This is a genomic window from Myxococcus sp. AS-1-15 (genome assembly GCF_020037055.1).
GTDB lineage: Bacteria > Myxococcota > Myxococcia > Myxococcales > Myxococcaceae > Myxococcus > Myxococcus fulvus.
This window is the reverse complement of the sequence record NZ_JAIQDF010000003.1, coordinates 376,303-394,169: the sequence shown is the minus strand read 5'-3', so window position 1 is coordinate 394,169 and position 17,867 is coordinate 376,303. Positions and strand designations below refer to the sequence as shown.

The 17,867-nt window shown below is 71.6% G+C and carries 14 protein-coding genes and 2 riboswitches; of the genes, 13 read left to right on the top strand and 1 reads right to left on the bottom strand.

What is annotated here, in order from left to right:
• Window positions 1-73 precede the first annotated feature (73 nt).
• Both K8625_RS11060 and K8625_RS11055 read left to right on the top strand, forming a co-directional pair.
• A complete protein-coding gene (locus tag K8625_RS11060; RefSeq protein ID WP_305070881.1) occupies window positions 74-523 on the top strand; it encodes a carboxymuconolactone decarboxylase family protein in 450 nt (149 codons plus the stop codon).
• The gene (locus tag K8625_RS11055) at window positions 510-1,388 is read left to right on the top strand and encodes a sigma-70 family RNA polymerase sigma factor (RefSeq protein WP_223782693.1); all 879 of its coding nucleotides are present in this window, start codon (window positions 510-512) and stop codon (window positions 1,386-1,388) included. The genes K8625_RS11060 and K8625_RS11055 overlap by 14 nt, the downstream gene beginning before the upstream one ends.
• A 136-nt stretch (window positions 1,389-1,524) precedes the next feature.
• On the opposite strand, the gene K8625_RS11050 is transcribed toward K8625_RS11055, so the two are convergent.
• On the bottom strand, window positions 1,525-4,386 hold the full coding sequence (locus K8625_RS11050; protein ID WP_223782692.1) for a hypothetical protein: 2,862 nt from the start codon (window positions 4,384-4,386) through the stop codon (window positions 1,525-1,527).
• Between the two features lie 268 nt (window positions 4,387-4,654).
• Here K8625_RS11050 and K8625_RS11045 point away from each other — a divergent pair, with 268 nt between their 5' ends.
• The 11 genes from K8625_RS11045 (at window position 4,655) to K8625_RS10995 (ending at window position 17,765) form a co-directional block, all read left to right on the top strand.
• On the top strand, window positions 4,655-5,908 hold the full coding sequence (locus tag K8625_RS11045; protein WP_223782691.1) for a dipeptidase: 1,254 nt from the start codon (window positions 4,655-4,657) through the stop codon (window positions 5,906-5,908).
• Window positions 5,909-6,068: 160 nt separating this feature from the next.
• A complete protein-coding gene (locus tag K8625_RS11040) occupies window positions 6,069-7,169 on the top strand; it encodes a hypothetical protein (RefSeq protein WP_223746939.1) in 1,101 nt (366 codons plus the stop codon).
• Between the two features lie 44 nt (window positions 7,170-7,213).
• Complete coding sequence (locus tag K8625_RS11035) at window positions 7,214-7,810, top strand: RNA polymerase sigma factor (RefSeq protein ID WP_223782690.1); 597 nt, start codon at window positions 7,214-7,216, stop codon at window positions 7,808-7,810.
• Window positions 7,807-8,679, top strand: coding sequence for a tol-pal system YbgF family protein (locus K8625_RS11030; protein WP_223782689.1), 873 nt, complete (start codon window positions 7,807-7,809; stop codon window positions 8,677-8,679). Before K8625_RS11035 ends, K8625_RS11030 begins: the two co-directional genes overlap by 4 nt.
• Window positions 8,676-9,935 (top strand): hypothetical protein, encoded by a 1,260-nt coding sequence (locus tag K8625_RS11025; protein WP_223782688.1) that lies wholly within the window; start codon window positions 8,676-8,678, stop codon window positions 9,933-9,935. Before K8625_RS11030 ends, K8625_RS11025 begins: the two co-directional genes overlap by 4 nt.
• Before the next feature lie 74 nt (window positions 9,936-10,009).
• Entirely contained in the window at window positions 10,010-10,531 is a 522-nt protein-coding gene (locus tag K8625_RS11020; protein ID WP_223746943.1) for an FHA domain-containing protein, read from the top strand.
• Between the two features lie 9 nt (window positions 10,532-10,540).
• Window positions 10,541-10,788, top strand: a riboswitch (cobalamin riboswitch).
• A 58-nt stretch (window positions 10,789-10,846) separates the two neighbouring features.
• The gene (locus K8625_RS11015; RefSeq protein ID WP_223782687.1) at window positions 10,847-12,808 is read left to right on the top strand and encodes a TonB-dependent siderophore receptor; all 1,962 of its coding nucleotides are present in this window, start codon (window positions 10,847-10,849) and stop codon (window positions 12,806-12,808) included.
• Window positions 12,809-13,141: 333 nt separating this feature from the next.
• The gene (locus tag K8625_RS11010) at window positions 13,142-14,755 is read left to right on the top strand and encodes an MXAN_6577-like cysteine-rich protein (RefSeq protein WP_223782686.1); all 1,614 of its coding nucleotides are present in this window, start codon (window positions 13,142-13,144) and stop codon (window positions 14,753-14,755) included.
• 19 nt (window positions 14,756-14,774) lie between these two features.
• Window positions 14,775-14,991, top strand: a riboswitch (cobalamin riboswitch).
• Between the two features lie 184 nt (window positions 14,992-15,175).
• Window positions 15,176-16,552, top strand: a complete 1,377-nt coding sequence (locus tag K8625_RS11005) for a hypothetical protein (RefSeq protein WP_223782915.1) — start codon at window positions 15,176-15,178, stop codon at window positions 16,550-16,552.
• Window positions 16,549-17,277 (top strand): cell surface protein, encoded by a 729-nt coding sequence (locus K8625_RS11000; RefSeq protein ID WP_223782685.1) that lies wholly within the window; start codon window positions 16,549-16,551, stop codon window positions 17,275-17,277. The genes K8625_RS11005 and K8625_RS11000 overlap by 4 nt, the downstream gene beginning before the upstream one ends.
• Window positions 17,274-17,765: a ubiquinol-cytochrome c reductase iron-sulfur subunit gene (locus K8625_RS10995; protein WP_223782684.1), complete on the top strand. Its 492-nt coding sequence runs from the start codon at window positions 17,274-17,276 to the stop codon at window positions 17,763-17,765. Before K8625_RS11000 ends, K8625_RS10995 begins: the two co-directional genes overlap by 4 nt.
• Window positions 17,766-17,867: the final 102 nt, after the last annotated feature.

Sequence of the window (17,867 nt, the reverse complement as noted above, 5' to 3'; positions counted from 1 at the left end):
GCATCGGCTGCGTCGTCCTGGGGCTGGAAGGGCACTTCGCCCCCAGAACGAGGAGCCGTACATGAAGCCCAGGATGAACGCATTCGCGGTCGCGCCCGACGCCCTCAACCTCATGGTGGATTTCAGCAAGAAGGTGGAGGCCCTGGGCCTGGAGCCGAGCCTCCGCGAGCTCGTGAAGATCCGCTCGTCCCAGATCAATGGCTGCGCCTTCTGCATCCACCTGCACACCCGCGCCGCCCGCGCCCAGGGGGAGACCGAGGAGCGCATCTTCCTGCTGAACGGCTGGCGTGAGTCGCCGCTGTACACCGAGCGTGAGCGCGCGGCCCTGGGCTGGACCGAGGCCCTGACGCTCCTGTCCACGACCCACGCTCCGGATGAGGACTACGCCGCGCTCGAACCCCACTTCACCCCGGAAGAAATCGTGAAGCTGACCCTCCTGATTGGCCTCATCAACACCGCGAACCGGCTCGTGCTCGGCTTCCGCATGGTCCACCCGGTGAGCCCGCGCAGTGAAGCCGCCTGACTCGACGCCCGCGGACGTCTTCGACCCGCTCCGCCCCCGGCTGCTCCGCATCGCCTACCGGATGCTGGGCATCGTCGCGGAGGCGGAGGACGTGGTGCAGGAGGCGTATCTGCGCTGGCATCAGACGGACCGCGAGGCCGTGCGGGACGCCGAGGCCGTGCTCGTCCGCACGGTGACGCGCCTGTGCCTGGATGTCCTGAAGTCCGCGCGCGTCCGGCGCGAGGAGTACGTGGGGACCTGGCTGCCGGAGCCCATCATCGAAACAGTGGAGGGCGACGATTTGACGCTGACCTTGATGATGGCCCTGGAGCGCCTGTCACCCCTGGAGCGCGCCGCGTTCCTGTTGCACGACGTGTTCGGCATGGACTTCGAGCAGGTGGCGAAGGCCCTCGACCGCGCTCCCGCGGCGTGCCGCCAGCTCGCCAGCCGGGCGCGAGCGCATGTGCGGGAGGCCCGGCCCCGCTTCCCCGTGACGGAGGCGAAGGGCCATGAGCTGGCACGGGCGTTCCATGCCGCGTCCCAGAGCGGTGACATGCAGGCGCTCCAGACCCTGCTGGCCCAGGACGCCGTCCTGTATGCCGACGGCGGTGGCAAGGCGAGGGCGATTCCCAATCCCGTCTACGGTCAGGAGAAGCTGCTGCGCTTCTTCCAGGGGGTGTGGCGCGCTCCCGCCGTGAGCTCGGCGCAGCTGGTTCACGAGGGCACCATCGACGGCCTGCCCGCGTACGTCACGGTGGATGCGGAGGGGGTGTTGCAGACCACGGCGTTCGGCATCGAGGACGGCCGCATCGTCGCCATCTATGTCATGCGCAATCCCGACAAGCTGAAGGGCATCCGGCACAGGGTGGTGGGCGAGTCGCCGTAGTGGGGCTCTGACGCGACGAAGGACGCTCCACCGCTCCGTCCTCGTCGTCCTGGGGAACCACCCCATCGCTCGCCGCCGAGCCCGCGCGCTCGGGGCCTTTCGCCCGTGGGGGCGCACGCAGGCGCCCCCGGCTCCATCACAGCTCGTGGTAGGGCTTCTTCGTGGACAGGGGGTTGGACCGGCTCACGCCCGACAGGTTCCCCACGCTGTTGCTCCGTCGCAGCATGGGGCTGGGCGCGCCCACGTGCTGCGAGAGGTCATCGGGCGCCTGGGGCAGGTCCATCGCCTTGGCCTCCGCAATCACGGTCATGTGGGCCACCCGCAGGTCCATCGCCGCGGTCCGCGGGTTGTCGGGGGGCGCGGGCAGCGCGCCGTCATGCTCGACCAGGTACACCGCCAGCTGGACGGCCCACGCGCCACAGCTGTCCTGGGCGAGCGCTTCGTTCCCGTCGCGGTCGTCCTGGTAGCGGACGGTGCAGCTCTCCGCCTCGATGCCAGGGAATGGCAGGTTGAGCAGCTGGAGGTCCTCCACCGGCACGTCGTCGGGGCTGAGCGGGTCAATGTAGAGCAGCTTCGCCTTGCGACGTCCCAGGAGGTTCGGCGCCCCGAGCGTGATGTAGAGCAGCGCCCAGTGGTTTCGGTGGCGGTGGAGCGGCTGGATGATGACGGTCGTCGCCGTGGTGATGGCCCCATGGACGGCGGTGCTGTACGCGGAGCGGTTCATCTCCCGCCACTGGACGCGGCTGATGCCGGGGAGGACCGCGACGTGCGGGTGGCCCTGGAGGTAGTAGCGCTGGAGGCAGTAGATGTCGTCCTCCTCGTAGTAGGTCCCCTCGTCGTCGAGCTTCGGGAGGGCGCTGGGGTCGCTGAAGTGTCCCAGGGCCTCGTACTCCTTGCGCTTCGACTCCAGGTCCTCGGCCTCCTTCTCCCCGTCCCGCGGCGAGCCCGACTCCTGGCTCCCGGAGACCTGGGACTTCTTCTTGCGAGGCAAGTCGATGACCCGAGGGGAGGGCTCCGCCAGCACCCGCCGCTTCACCTTGCCCAGGTTGTGAGGGCTCAGCAGGGGGAAGTCATGGACGCGGGGCCGGACGGGCACGACGACGTCCTGGCTCGGGGGTTGGATGACCACGAGGGGGCTCCCCAGCGACAGGCTCCCGGGGAGCTTGAGGTTCGGGCGGTCGAAGTCGATGCCCGTGTTGAAGAGGTCCAGGTTGCGCATCAGCAGGCGCTGCTCGAGCATCATCCTGCGGAAGTTCGTCTCCACGGAGGAGAGGACGTTCAGCTCCCGGGCCGTCTTCCCCTCCTTGGACTTGAGCTTGAGCTGGTGCTTGAGCAGCCCATCGAAGAAGGTCTGGACCGACAGGGGGGTGCCACAGACACGCATGATGCCGTGGACGAGGTCTCCTCCCGTCGGGTGCTTGCTCGCGCTCTCGACCAGGATCAGCAACCCGCCTGCTCGCGACGTCTTCGACGTGGCCAGGAAGCCCTGGAAGAAGGCCAGGTACTCGGCCCGCTCCAGGGTGGTGTTGTTGGTCGTGTCGATGATGATGGCCCCGAGCTCTCGCGCGGACACGAAGGGCTTGTTGTCGATGTTGATGGGATTGGGCGCGCCGTCGAAGACCAGGACGCGGGTGCCGACCTTGCTGTCCAGTGACGCGTAGAGCTCGTCATGGTCGAGCTCGAAGTAGGGCGCCCAGGACTGGATGGGCAGGGGCTCGCCCTGGGAGTCCAGCTTGGCGCCGCCCTTCGAGGAGAACAGCCAGTTCGAATACAGCATCCCGAACATCGTCGCCGACCGGAGCGCGGCCATGCCCGACACCAGCGAGGCCTTCTTGAGGACGAGCCTGTCGTTCACCTCGACCGGCGCGTCTCCGTCTCCCTTGGTGGGCTTCCTCGACGGCAGCAGGTCCGAGTCGTCATCCTCGTACTCGGACTCCGACCCGTAGCCTGAGTCATCGGGCTCGGGCTTGCGCTTCTTCTTGGGACCCTGGACGCGTGGGAGGACGCCCGCGAGGGTGTAGGAGACCTGGTTGTTCTCGAAGGCCCAGGAGCACGCCACCTCGCTGCCGTTGAAGTTGCCGATGAGCTCCGCGTAGTTCGCCGCCGTGGCCTTGGGGGAGTTGTTCGTCAGGGCGTGCAAGGCCGACATCAGGCGGTCGAGCGCGGCGAGCTGGTCATCCCCATAGCCCTCCAGGGACGTGATGAGCTTGATGACCGGCGGCACCTTCGAGGGCACCACCTTGGGCATCACCTTGAGCATCGCGGTGATGAACTCGCCGGTGAAGTCGAGCGCCTCGATGATGGCCTCGGCCCCGGCGGCAGGAGGCAAGAGCCCCGGGTCCAGCCGGATGCCGTTGGGGATGTCCGCGAGCGTGGGGAAGACCGAGCCGAAGCCCTCGCGTGAGACGACCTCGATGCCAATGCCGCGGGCGCGCAGCGCGCGCGTGAGCCTGGCCCCGAAGACGCACTGGATGATTCGCCACTGGCCCTGGTTGTTCAGCTTCGAGGGGAAGGCCTGCGCCTCGTTTCCGAGGATGCACAGCATCGGATAGCCGTGAATCTGCCAGCCCGGGCCTCGCTCCATCGCGAGCCGCGTGCCCCCCTCGACGTGGAAGCTCTTGCCCTTCTGCACGAAGCCGGCGAGCACCGCCTGGCACACCGCCCGCTTGGACAGGATGGCGATGTCGCTGAGCGGCACGGCCAGCCCAGCGCAACCCTCCTCGAACAGGGAGAGCAGCGAGTACATGCCGCCCCCGTTGCTGAGCGGCTGACGTCCGCCTCCCTTCGACGAGGTGTCGAGCGGCTTGCCCCGGCCCAGCACGAAGCCCGGGCTGTACGAGCGGGGATAGGACCGCGTCCCCAGGTTCGCGCCCGTCGAGAACCTCGTGAAGGGCACCATCGAGTTCGCGGACGCGAGCATGACCTGGTGCAGCCACTCGAGGTCGTAGGTGATGCGGATGCTGCCCGCTTCTTGAGCTGCCTCGACTTGCCACACCATCGACCGGCTCCTTGGTTCCCCATCGGACGAGCCCGGGTGCGCATCGGGGGACGCGCGGCGTCGGGAGGGACCTGGCCGGAGGTTTTGCATGCGTCGCGCCAGGGTGGACTTCACTCGGGAGCGCGCGGGATGGGGCCCCTGGCGCACCGTTCCCGGGGCGCTTGCGTCGTGCCTGGACGCACGTTCGTCCCGAGGGGACGCGGCTTCAACCCATCCCCTCTCCGTGAAAGAGTGCGCCCACCCGTCCCGCCGTCCCGAGGTGCCTTGCGTGAACCGCTCCGTCCTCGCCGCCCTGGTCGTCCTGGGAACCGCCCCGTCGCTCGCCGCGGCGCCCGCGCCCGTCTCCGCCAAGGCCCGCGCCATCCATGACTCGGCGCTCATCATCGACACCCACGTGGACACGCCCCTGCGCATGCTCAACGAGGGCTTCGACGTGGGCTCCAAGCCGCCCAATGGCCAGGGGCACCTGGACCTGACGCGCGCGCGGGAGGGCAACCTGGGCGCGGCCTTCTTCTCCATCTGGGTGGAGCCCAAGGAGTACGCCGGCCGCTACACGCACCAGGCGCTGCGCATCATCGACTCGGTGCACACCGCGGTGGAGCAGCACCCGGACCAGATGGTGCTCGCGCTGTCGTCCAGGGACATCGTCGCCGCGCGCTCCGGCAAGCAGAAGAGGCTGGCCACGCTGCTGGGCGTCGAGGGCGGCCACGCCATCCAGAACGATTTGGGCGTGCTGCGCGACTTCTACCGCCTGGGCGTGCGCTACATGACGCTCACCTGGTCCAACACGAACGAGTGGGCCGACTCGTCGGGCGACCTCACCGACACCACCGTGAAGCACCACGACGGCCTCACCGACTTCGGCCGCGACGTGGTGCGGGAGATGAACCGGCTGGGCATGCTCGTGGACGTCTCGCACGTGTCCGACAAGACCTTCTTCGACACGCTGAAGGTGACGCGCGCCCCGGTGATTGCCTCGCACTCGTCCGCTCGCGCGCTCACGGACCACCCGCGCAACATGACGGACGAGATGCTCAAGGCCGTGGCCGCCAACCGCGGCGTCGTCATGGTGAACTTCTTCTCCGCCTTCGTCGACGACGACTACCGCAAGGCCTACGCCGCCATGTCCCAGGAGCGCGCCGCCGCCCTGGCCGCGGTGGAGGCGAAGCACCAGGACTCCGACCCTGTCACGCGCTTCCGCGCCCAGTCCCAGGCCGGCTGGGAGTGGGCCGCCAAGGTGCCGCGTCCTCCGCTCAAGGCCGTCATCGACCACATCGACCACATCGCCAAGGTGGCCGGCGTGGACCACGTGGGCCTGGGCTCGGACTTCGACGGTATCAACTCCGCGCCCGAGGGACTCGACTCGGTCGCGGACCTGCCGCGAATCACCGAGGCGCTGCTCGCCCGGGGCTACACGCGGGAGCAGCTGCACAAGATCCTGGGCGGCAATCTCCTACGGGTCTTCCGCGATGCGGAGGCCGTCAGCCGCGAGCTGCGCTCACCCCCCAGCGTCCGGCGCTGATTCCAGGCCCCGCGAGGGCAGGCGGCGGCACGAGGGAACGTGACGCCTGTCCGCCCGGGATTGCAGGCGCGGCGCATCTTTTCCGATGCACCTGCTGTACAGCGGGTCCGGGGAACCCGGGGGCTTCCTTCGGCCACACGCGAAAGCTAGCCTCGCGTTCATGGCATCGGGCGTCGTGTTGATTCGGCTGGGGCTCGTCGCCGCCCTGTGCCTGGGCGTGGAGGCTCGCGCGGAGGACGGCGGCGGCGCATGGCTGGCCGTGGCGCGCATCGCCTCCGCGGAGGACGGCGCCCTGCTCGAGCGCGTGCGCGGACAGAGCAGCGACCTGCCCGTGGAGCTGCGCGCCATGCCGGGCCCCTCCCTGGAGGGCCCGCCCCAGGCCCAGTGGCGCTCCGCCGTCGAGCTCGCGGACGCGCACCAGGCCCGCGCGGTGCTCTGGTTCCAGCGCTCCGGCTCCGAGCTGCGCGTCCACTTCGCCGAGCCCGGCAGCCGGCACCTCTTCATCCGCACCGCGAAGCTGGAGGGACAACCCGGCGCGCTCGAGTGGTCCGCGGGCGCCGAGGCCGTGGCGCTCGTGGTGCGCTCCGCCCTGCGCGCGGTGGAGGCGGGCACGCCCCTGGGCGAGGTGGTGGAGGCCGCCGCGCCCCCCGTGCCCGTGCTCGAACCCGAGGCCGGCCCCGTCGTCGTGCCCCCGGAGCTGTGGACCTATCCGCCGGCCTCGAAGGACGCGCGCTCCCTGCGGTGGCAGGTGATGGTGGGCGGGCTCGCCGCGCTGGATGGGTACACGGACTCCGGCCAGCAGGGGTTCCTGATTGGCTCCGGGTGGGAGTTCCCCTCGGCGCGGCTGCGGCTGCTGCTCTCGCTGAGCCTGGCGCGCATGCTCCCGGATGGGCGCACCGACGTGAAGCTGGAGCAGTACTCGGGCGGGCTGTGGCTGGACTTCCCGCTGCTGGAGACGGGCGCCCTGCGCTGGGGCCTGGGCGCGGGGGCGGGCCTGCTGCTCTTCGGCCGCAGCACGGAGTCGTACTTCCCGGGCATCCAGGCCGCCAAGCCGCGCTTCATCCCCGCGCTGCTGGTGGGGCCCGACACGTCCCTGCGGTGGAGCTTCTCGCGGCTGCTCGCCGTGGAGCTGTCCGTGGCCGCCGACGCGGCGGTGGGGCGGCCCGAGCTGGGTTACTCCGAGAATGGAAACTTCGTGCCGCGCAATCAGGGCTGGGCCATCCGGCCCAGGGCGTCCCTGGCGCTGGTGCTGCTGCCATGAGCGGTGATGACCCGTTTTCGCCTCGGCCTCCCTCCATGGGGTCGATGACGAGCACGGGTCCGGAGGCCATCGGCAGGGCAAGACCTGGAGTGGACCCGCGCATCCAGGCGGCCATCCAGGGGCGCAAGGAGGCCGCCGAGTCCTTGCTGCTGGAGCTCTTGCCGCGGGTGCGCAACCTGGTGCGCTACCTGGTGCACGGCGACGGGGACGTGGAGGACATCGCCCAGGAGGCGCTCATCGCGCTGCTCCGGGGGCTGCCCTCGTACCGGGGAGAGGGGCAGTTCCACTCGTGGGCGGACCGGGTGGTCGCGAGGACCACCTTCGCGTGGCTCCGGCGCGTCCGGGGCACCGAGGCGCGCAGGGGCGAGGAGCCGGCCGAGTTGATGGCGGTGCCGTCCGAGGACGCGCCGCCGGACGAGTACGTCCACCGCCGTCGCATGGTGATGCTGCTGGACCGTATCCCCGACGAGCAGCGGCATGCGATGGTGCTGCACCATGTGCTCGGCATGAGCGTGCCGGAGGTGTCGGACGAGCTGGGGATTCCCTTCGAGACGATTCGCAGCCGCCTGCGGCTGGGGCGCACGGCGCTGCGCGCGCTGGCCACGGATGCGGGTGGCACTCCGGAGGGAGGTGCGGCATGAGTCGGCTCGTGGATGAGGACGGGCCGGACGAGCTGCTTATGCCGTTGGATGACGGCTCCGGACCCGCGCGCCGGCTGTCGCGGCAGAAGTCCGCAGCGCTGGTGCAGGCCGCGCTCCTGGCCGCGATGGACGCGCCGTCGCCGCCCCCGCGTCGGCGACACCGGCCGCATTGGTGGATGGGCGGGGCCCTGCTCGTGGTCGGCGCCGCGGCGGTCGCGACCTGGCAGCTCTGGCGTCGCCAGGAGCCTGTTGCTCCGGAGGACACGGCGGTCATCGCTCCCTCCGCGCCGCTGATGCCCCGCGCCGAGCCCGTCGTGCCCGAGGTGCTCGCGCCGGAGCCACCCGTGCCGTCGGTGGCTGATGCGGCCGCGCGAGAGCAGTCCCTGCCTCCAGGGCCGGAGGGGGTCGCTCCGCAGGTGCCCGAAGCGGTCGCTCTGGAGTCCATCACTCCGGTGAAGCCCCGGATGAGCGCGCCGTCCGCCGCGCCCGCGCCGGAGGACCTGCTGCGCCGGGCCAACGCGCATCGGGCCACCGGACAGTGGAAGGCGGCCGAGGCGCTCTACCTGCGCGTCATCCGGGCCGAGCCCCAGGGCATGTCCGCGTACGTCGCGCGCGTGGCCTCGGGCGCGCTGAGGCTGGAGCACCTGGGCGATGCGCGCGGGGCGCTGCGCCAGTACCAGGAGGCCCTGAAGGGCTGGCCCGGGGGCTTGTTGGAAGAAGAGGCGAGCCACGGTGTCACCGAGGCGCTGCGCGCGCTGGGGGACCGGGACGGCGAGGTGCGCGCGTTGGAGGACTTCCTCGCGCGTCACCCCGATTCGCCCCATGCCGTGGCGGCCCGGAAGCGGCTGAAGGAGGTCTCAGGTCGATGAGTCGCGCCAACGTGACGAAGGTCCTCTGCGTGCTGGGGCTGGTGGGCGCCTGGAGCGCGTGCGAGGTGAAGGACCCGGTGGCCTTCATCGAGACGCCCCGCAACGACGCGGGGCCGGTGGCCTCGTCGGACGCCGGGCCGACGACGGGCGAGGGCGAGGAGCCCGCCGATGACCACACCGCCTTCTGCGCGTCCACGGGGCCGCTGCTCCTGGTGGGCGACAGCCTCACGGGCGCGAAGGTGTGCAGCGGGCACCTGGCCGAGCGGGCCTTCCGCTACGCGCTGTGCTCGTGCGAGCGGCTGGCCTTCAGCGCGTCGCTCACCACGGATGCGTTCAAGAGCTCGCTGGGCAAGTACGTGCCGGGCGGCAAGGGCGGCGCGGTGGCGACGAACGGCGGCGTCGCGGCCAACGACACGCTGACGATTGGCGGCGGGCTGAGCGCGGGCGGCGCGGACGGCATCCTGCTGGGGCGCGGCCTGTCGGTGGGCGGCGGGCTGTACAGCGGCGGTCCGCTCAGCGGCAACGTGTCCGCGCAGGTGACGGGGGACGCGTGGGTGCGCGGCGACGTGGGGCTCGCGTCGCTGAGCGTGGCGGGCAAGCTGGCGGTGCCCGCGGAGCGCAGCATGTCCGGCACGGTGACGGCCGCCGAGGTGCTGCGCGAGCCGGTGGACTCGGTGTCGCCGTGCGCGTGCGGGGACACCGCGTCGGTGGTGGACATCCAGGGGCTCATCGCCAACCACGCTCGCGAGAACCACAACGACGTCATCGACCTGGAGCCCTCGGCGCTGCAGGGCTTCACCGGCGAGCGCACGCTGGAGCTGCCGTGCGGGCGCTTCTTCCTGACGGGCATCGAGGGCCAGGGCCGGCTGAACCTCGTGGTGCGCGAGCGCACCGCGCTCTTCGTGCGGGACAGCGTCGTCATCGGCGAGCGGCTCTCGGTGGAGGTGGTGCCGCCGGGGGAGCTGGACTTGTTCGTGGGCGGCGACATGACGGTGGCCGGCCAGCTCCTGCTGGGGTCCGTGGACGCGCCGGCGAAGGTGCGCGTGTACGCCGCGGGGACGGGGACGCTGGGCATCTCCGCGGGCAGTGTGCTCGCGGGAAACCTCTACGCGCCCGGCGCCACGCTGACGCTCAGCGGCAACGCGGAGGTGTTCGGCTCCGTCTTCGTGCGCCACATCGAGTCGTCCGGCACGCTGGCGTTGCACTACGACTCCGACATCCTCTCGCTGGCGAGCGCCTGCGGAACCGTGGAGTGACGCAAGGGGGGTGGACAGGGCGAGGGGGCGTGCACAGGTTTGCGTGCACACCTTCCCGGCCTGGAGGGCTCGTCGTGCTCCACCGTCTGTCCGCGCTGATGTCCCGGCTCCAGGAGGACCGCGAAGCCCTGCTGCGGGAGGTCGGGTGGCCCGTTCTGGTGTGGGACTCCATGCCGAGCCGTCCGCGCTCCGTGGCGCAGGCGGAGCCGCCGACGCTGAAGGTGCCGATTCCATCGCGAGTCGTGGAGCCCGTGGTGTTCGAGCTGTGTCCGCGCTTCCCTGGCCGAGGGCCGGAGGTGATGGTGGGCCGCAGCCCCGAGTGCGACATCGTCCTGCCCGAGCCCACCGTGTCGCGACAGCACGCGCGCTTCCGTCCGGAACCGCACACTGAGGTGTGGAGCGTGACGGACCTGGAGAGCCACGGCGGCACCTTCGTGGAGGGGGTGCTGATTGTACCGGGGCGCTCGACGCCGCTGTTCAGCCAGGCCTCGCTGCGACTGGGGGGCGCGCAGGTGGTGTTCCTGCAGGCGAGCGCCTTCGAGTCCTACGCGCGCGCGTGCGAGGTGTCGTCCCGGGTGCGCTTGACGCGCTGGTAGTCAGCTCCTAGAAGGGGTGCGCCCTTGGGTGCCCATGTCGGGCTTTCAAGAGGGAAGCCGGTGCGATTCCGGCGCGGTCCCGCCACTGTGAATGGGCCGCCCTGAGGTCAGGGCCGGGGACTTCGGTTGTCGCCACTCCGGCGGTGTCCAGGCGGACGCTCCGGGGGAAGGCGGAAGCCCCCTTCCAGCCAGACGCGTCGTGCGCCTGGAGCTGGAGTCCATCAGCCAGGAGACCTGCCCGAGGGTGCGGACGTGTCGCGTGGCGGCACGTGCGGATGGCCTTCTCTCTTCGATGGAGAGAGCGGAAGGCGGAGCATGCGGCGCACCTTCCTCGCCGGGCACCTGGTGTGCCTGGCGCTCAGCCTGCCTTCCGGAGCGCGCGCGCAGGCGACGGACGACGTCGTCGTGCCCGCGACGGTGGTGCGAGGCAAGGCGCCGCCGCCTCCCGACGCCCCCGAGCGCCGCGACCCCACGGGCGCCATCACCGTCATCGACGCGAGCGAGCATGCGGGCGAGGCGCGGGACACGGCGGAGCTGCTCGTGGGCTCGGTGGGGCTCGCGGTGCAGGACTCGGGTGGCTACGGGCAGAGCAAGAGCCTGGTGGTGCGCGGCGCGGCGTCGAACGGGGTGTTGGTGTTCCTGGATGGAATCCCGCTCAACGGCGCGGGCGGCATGGCGGACCTGTCGCAGGTGCCGGCCGCATTGGTGGAGCGGCTGGAGGTGCTGCGCGGGGGCGCGGGGGCTCGCTATGGCTCGGGAGGGCTCGGCGGCGCGGTGAACATCGTCACGCGCGCGCCGTCGTCGCACGTGCGGGCCAGTGGAGAGGTGGTCTACGGGAGCTGGAACACGGCGCTGGGGCACGTGGCCATCACCGGGCCTTTGTTGGACGGGAACGCGCTGGTGCTGCTGCACGCGGGGCGCTCGGATGGGGACTTCGCGTACGAGCTGGATGAGCTGCCCGCGGTGCCGGACAACCCCGTCACGGCGGAGGCGCGCGCGCGCAACGACGCGAAGGGGGGAGGCGTGCTGCTGCGGTATCGGCGGCGGCTCCCGGGGGGCTCGCGGCTGGATGTGCTGTCCGAGCTGTCGCTGGAGGACCGCGCGATTCCGGGCACGGTGCAGAACCCCCAGTCCGCGGGGCGACAGGACCTGGACCGGCTGTCATTGGGCGTGCGGTGGTCGGGGACGCAGGCGAGTGCGAGGGGCTTCTTCCGTCGCGATGGCCTGGAGGTGACGGGGGGGCTGCTGGGGGCGGGAGGTCCGCAGCGGCATGTCGTGGGTGGGGTGGAGGTGGAGGGGCGGACGCTGCTCGGGGGCGGGCATGCGCTGACGGCCACGGTGGCGTCGTCGGGAGAGCAGGTCACCCAGGCGAGGGGCGCGCAGTCCGCGAGCTGGTGGCGTGGCAGTGTCATGGTGATGGACGAGTGGGCGCTGGTGGCTGACGTGTTGAGCGTCGTGCCGTCGCTGCGGTTCGAGCGGGTGGGGCCCTACTGGTTGTTCTCGCCGAAGGTCGGCGCGTGGCTGTCGTTGGGCGGAGGCGTGGGGCTTCGGGCGAACGCGGGACAGTCGCATCGCGCGCCGTCGTTCCTGGAGCTGTACATCCGTCAGGGGACGTTGTTGCCCAATCCGGGGTTGAGGCCCGAGCGGGCGCTCTACGCGGACGCGGCGGTGGTCTGGGACTCCCAGGCGACGGTGGCGGGGGCTCCGCGGTGGAGCATGACGGCGGGCGGGTTCGCGGCGCTTTACGAGGACCTCATCGCGTACGAGCTGTATCCACCGATGATGGCGCGGCCGTACAACTTCGACGCCGCGCGGGTGTGGGGCACGGAGCTGGAGGCGGAGGCGCGGCTGTTCTCGTGGCTGTCGGCGAGCGGTGGCTACACGTGGCTGCGCACGCAGAACCGGTTTGGAGACCCGCGCTACTTCAACCAGGACCTGCCCAATCGCCCGCGACACAAGTGGGTGGGGCGCCTGCGCGCGGGGCCGGAGTGGCTCAACGCGCGCACCGAGGTGCTGTATCAGGCGTCGCAGTTCGTCAACCGCACGGGCACGCGCTCTCTGCCCTCGCGCACGCTGTGGAGCGTGGGGGCCTCCAGCACCTTCCTGCGCAGGCCCGAGGTGACGCTGTCGGTCGAGGTGAAGAACCTGCTCGACGCGCGGGTGCAGGATTTCACCGGCTTCCCGCTGCCAGGGCGCGCGGCGTACGCGACGCTCGCGGTGTCGCTCGAGCCGGCTCCTTCTGCTCCCGAGGGCTCGAATGCACCGCGCGCTCCGTGAGCCCGGACGCCGGAGTTGTTCCGGAGCGCGTGGCGTGCGAGGTGACACCGCGCCGTCGCCAGTCGGTGTGCGGTCCTCTCAGCCGCCCGCGCAACTCTCGCTGGGCCGCTCGGCTCATGAGCTGCGCGCCCTGCGCGCTCGCGTGCCCATGCCGGTCGTTCACGGCACCCGTTGCAGCGCCGTCCTCTCGCAGGGGGCATCTCGCACGCACGCTCCTCGCGTCCGGTTCGTCCGTGGGGCCCGCTCGCGAGGTGCGCGTCGCATGTGTTCGCTCTCCCTGGCACCGGTCGTTCGCGGTGATGCCGCGCCTGCCTTCCCCTTCCTGAGGACTCGATGCTTCCTGTTCCTTCCTTCGTAGCGCCCAGGTTGCTCGTCCTGTCGCTGCTCTGTGTCTCGGCGCTCGTGCTCACGGGCTGTCCGGATGAGGGCGTGGTCTGCACCTCCGGCCTCGTCGTCTGTGACGGCGCCTGCGTGGACACGCGGAGCGACACCGCGCACTGCGGCGCCTGTGGCACCACGTGCTCCTCGGGGGAGGTCTGTCAGGACGGCGCCTGTGGTTGCCGCGCGGGCACCGAGTCCTGTGGTGGCGCCTGCGTGGACACCGCGACGGATGTCGCGCACTGCGGCGCGTGTGGCTCGGCCTGTGCCGCCGGGCAGGTCTGCGAGTCCGGCACCTGTCGCGAGGGCTGCTCCGAGGGGCTGCTGCGCTGCTCCGGCGCGTGCGTGGACGGCCAGACGGACGCGCTCCACTGCGGCGCCTGCGGCAACGTGTGCCCCGACGCGCAGTCCTGCCGCTCCGGGCGTTGCACCTACGACGTCGTGGCCGCGTGCTTCACCAACGGACAGCTCGTGGGCCTCCAGGCGGGGACGGACCAGCTCGGACCTCGCCGAGAGTTCGGCGCGGGCATCCAGGCGCTCGCGTCCTGGGATGGCTTCGTGCTCGGCGCGGACATGACCAACGGCAAGCTGCTCCAGGCGCCTGGAGGCAACCTGGGCGCGCTCGTCGAGGAGGACTCGCTGGGCGTCGTGTCCGGCTCCCCCAATGACATCCTCGTGGACCCGCCCCACGTGTACGTCATCGACTCGGTGAACAACACGCTCCAGGTGCTCCGCCGTGACGGTCCGTCCCACGGCAACGGCCTGGGCCTGCGCACCGTGGGGCAGTTGAACCTCGGCCCGAACACCAGCCCCCAGGCGCTCGCGCGCTTCGGCGATCTGCTCTACATCCCGCTCTTCGGCACCGGCAGCTCCAACTTCCAGCACGGCAACGCCGTGGCGCGCGTGGACATCTCCGACCCCACGCAGCCGCGCAAGGTGGACACGCTGTCGCTCACCGGCCTGGACCTGAAGCCCTTCGACGGCACGGGCTCCATGCCCCTGCCGTTCTCGGTGACGGCGACGCGCACCCACGTGTACGTGGCGCTCACCAACCTCAACCCCGCCAACGACTACCGCCCCAACGGGCCGGGCATGCTCGCGCGCATCGACCCCGCCACCGGCGCCGTCAGCGCCATCGACCTGGGCCAGGAGCGCTGCCTCAACGCGGGCTACGTGGAAGCCGTCGGTGACCAGCTCGTGGTCGCCTGCATCGGTGAGGCCATCTACGACACGGCCAACGGCTACCTCGCCACGTCCGTTCGCTCCACGGGGCTGGTGCTGGTGAAGAACGATGTCCCCGTGGCCTCCTACGCGCTGAATCCTGGCTGTCAGCCCGGCGCACCGGGTTGCCTGTTGTCGGTGGCCAGCCGCTTCGCCGTGTCCCGAGGCGCGGTGTACCTGGCGGACACCAACGCGGGCCGCGTCTTCGTCGTGGAGGTCGGTGATGGCACCCTCACCGAGCGCAGGGGCTCCTCCACGCCCACCGCGAAGGGCCCCGCGCTGGAGGCGTGCCCGGTGGACCCTCGACGCCCCGTGTCCAACGCCATCGACGTCACCGCGCTCCATTGACAATGCCTGTCGCCCGCCATATCCCGGCCGCGTCCTCGGTGCCGTCGTGCGAACCACGGCGGCTCTAGGGAACCCGGTGCGAATCCGGGACTGCCCCGCAGCGGTGTGCAGGAACGACCGCCGTCATTGAAGCACTGGTCCCTCACGGGACTGGGAAGCGACGGCCACTAGGTGGGCGCCCTCCGGGGCTCCCGCGCCTGCGAGTCCGAAAACCTGCCGTGGACCCGTGCCCCTTGGGCACGGACATCACCGAGGCCTCCGAGGGGAGGCGGCGGAGGCGTCAGCCCATTCACCGCGCACCGTGGGGTGCTCGGGTGCCCGCCTTCGACCGCGTCCTCCTGGAAGCCCACCCGCCCGTGGGGGCGGAGAGGGACGAGGACGCAGATGAAGACGGCTGAATCGAAGCGCGCGAAACCTTGGATGAAGTCCGCATCACTGGCCGTGGCCTCCTTCGCCGTGGCCCTGCTCGGCACCGGCTGCAACCCGGAGTGTGTCGACCCATTCGACTGCCGCGCCGACAACGGCGAGGCCCCCGCGGGGCAGCAGTGGGTCTGCGTCGACGAGCGGTGCGAGACCGAGCCTGCCCCCACCACCCCGACGCCCGACGCGGGGACGCCGGATTCGGGCACGCCCGACGCGGGCCCGCCGGACTCCGGGACGCCGGATTCTGGTACGCCGGACTCCGGCACGCCCGACGCGGGTCAGCCGGACTCGGGCACGCCCGACGCGGGTGAGCCGGATGCAGGTGCGCCGGACGCGGGTGAGCCGGATGCCGGCCCCGTGGTGGTCGACTGCGCGACGGTGCCGCTGGACCCGAAGCTGGGCACGCTCGTGCTCCAGCCGGGCTTCGTCGCCGCCGAGTCCGTGGCGCTGTCGCCGGACATCCTCGCGCTCGGTGCCTCTCCGGGTCCCACGTATGCGTTCTACGGCATCCAGGGACGGGGCAAGGACGCCGCGCTGTACTCGCTGGGCACCTGGCCCGACCTGCTGCCGGGCACCACGAAGCTCTTCGACATCATCACCCCCGCGGACCGCGAGGGCGGCGCCACGGTGTACCCGAACGGCTACGTCATCAACGACGGCCTGCGCGTCTTCACCGGCTACACGCTGGGCGCCACGGGCTCGCCGGGCAACGTCGCCGCGTATGACCTGGCCACGCCGGCCAACTCGAGCTTCGTCGTCGCGCCCAAGAACTTCTCCGCGGCGGCCTTCACGTCCGGGGAGCTGAGCGCGGTGCTCGTCAACGGCGGCGGTCTGGGCTCGGCCTCCGACCTGGCTGTCTATGGTCTCGTGACGTCCACGGACCCCATGGGCACGGTGCGCGCGGTCAACTTCCCGCAGGGTGACGTGGTGGGCAGCGGCTTCACCGCCGTGACGGACACGGGCGTCGCCGCGCTGGGCTACTTCGACCAGAACTTCGTCAACGTCCTCCACGGCGTGGCGCCCACGACGCTCGCCACCGCCATCACCAGCGGCACGCCGCTGGACCTGGGCACCCAGGCGAAGGTCGACGTGGGCAGCGACTTCAACGACGTCGCGGCCTTCGGCGGTGGCGTGGTGCTCAACCGCGGCGCCTACGCTCCCCCGGACTACGACTTCGTCGCCACCGACGTGTCCCGCTACGCGCTGTCGGTCGGCGCGAATGACGCCGTGACGGTGGGCGCGCGCGTGCCCGTGCTCACCTACGTCAACCAGTGCACCACGGTGCGGATGCTCAAGGCGCTCGGCTCCGACGTGCTCGTCGGCGTGTCCGACCGCAACGGCCGGCGCCTGGTGCGCCTCCAGGTGGCGCCGTGAGCACGCGCGCCTCCTCGTGGTTCGGTCGCGGCACCGTGCTCGCCCTGGCGCTGAGCCTGTCCGCGTGCGGTGGGGACGAGGCTCCCGTCACGGACGACGACGCGGGGCCCGGTGACTCGGGGACCGACGCGAGCCCCTCGCGGCCCGCGGACCCGTACGCCGACGAGGTGGTCGAGTACCTGCCCGGCCCCGGCGCGGGCTTCGGACAGGACCGCTTCCCGTCCATCGTCCTGGGCGCGCCGGTGGGCGCGGGGCTGGACAGCGGCTCGCTGGATGTCCTCTCTCTGGGGCAGGGTGGCTCCATCACCCTGCGCTTCACGGACCTCGCGGTGGTGGATGGCCCGGGCGTGGACCTGCTCGTCTTCGAGAACGGCTTCCTCATCGCCGGAGGCCCGCGCGCCTTCACCGAGCGGGGCCGCGTCTCGGTGAGCGACGACGGCGTGCAGTGGCACGAGTTCCCCTGCGCCCCCTCGGACGCGACGAACAACTACCCGGGCTGCGCGGGCGTGCGTCCCGTGACGGCCAACCCCGCCGCTGGCATCAGCGCCACGGACCCCGCCGTGGCCGGCGGTGACGGGTTCGACCTGGCCACCGTGGGCCTCGCCCGGGCGCGCTACGTGCGCATCGTCGACGCGGGCACCAACGGCTCGGCGGGCACCTCCGCGGGGTTCGACCTGGACGCCGTCGCCGTGGTGAACGGCGTGTCGCTGACCGCCGCGCCATGACGGACCTGGACCGCCGCGCCGCGCTCCTCACGTTGGCCCGGGGCGGCTGTGCCCTGGCCACGCTGGGCGCGGGGTGCGGCGGCGAGTGGCGGGAGGCCATCGTCCTGGCCCCTCCGCCCGAGGGCGCCTCCTGCCCCGACCTCCCCCAGCCCGGCACCGCCGCCGAGGGCTGGGTGGAGGTGCGGCTCGAAGCGCATCCGGGCCTCGAGTCCCCCGGAGGCCACGCCCGGGTGCACGCGCCCGAGGCCCTGCTGGACGTGCTGCTCGTCCACACGACGCCCGGGTGCTTCGTGGCGCTGTGGCGCATCTGCACGCACGGCGACTGCGGCGTGGACTGGCGGCCCGGGGAGGGCGTGGTGGAGTGCCCCTGTCACGGCTCGCGCTTCGCCCTGGACGGCGCCGTCCTCCAGGGCCCGGCCCGGCGGCCGCTGGCGGCGTTCACCGCGGTGCGGCAAGGCGCGTCCGTCTTCATCCACCGGCCGCGCTGAGCCCCGCACCCGAGGGAGCGGCCCGGCGCACTGTCAGTCCTGACCCGGCGACGGGGCTTTGCGCCGGGAGTCCGGGTCAGCCCCGTCCCCCTCCGGGGCACA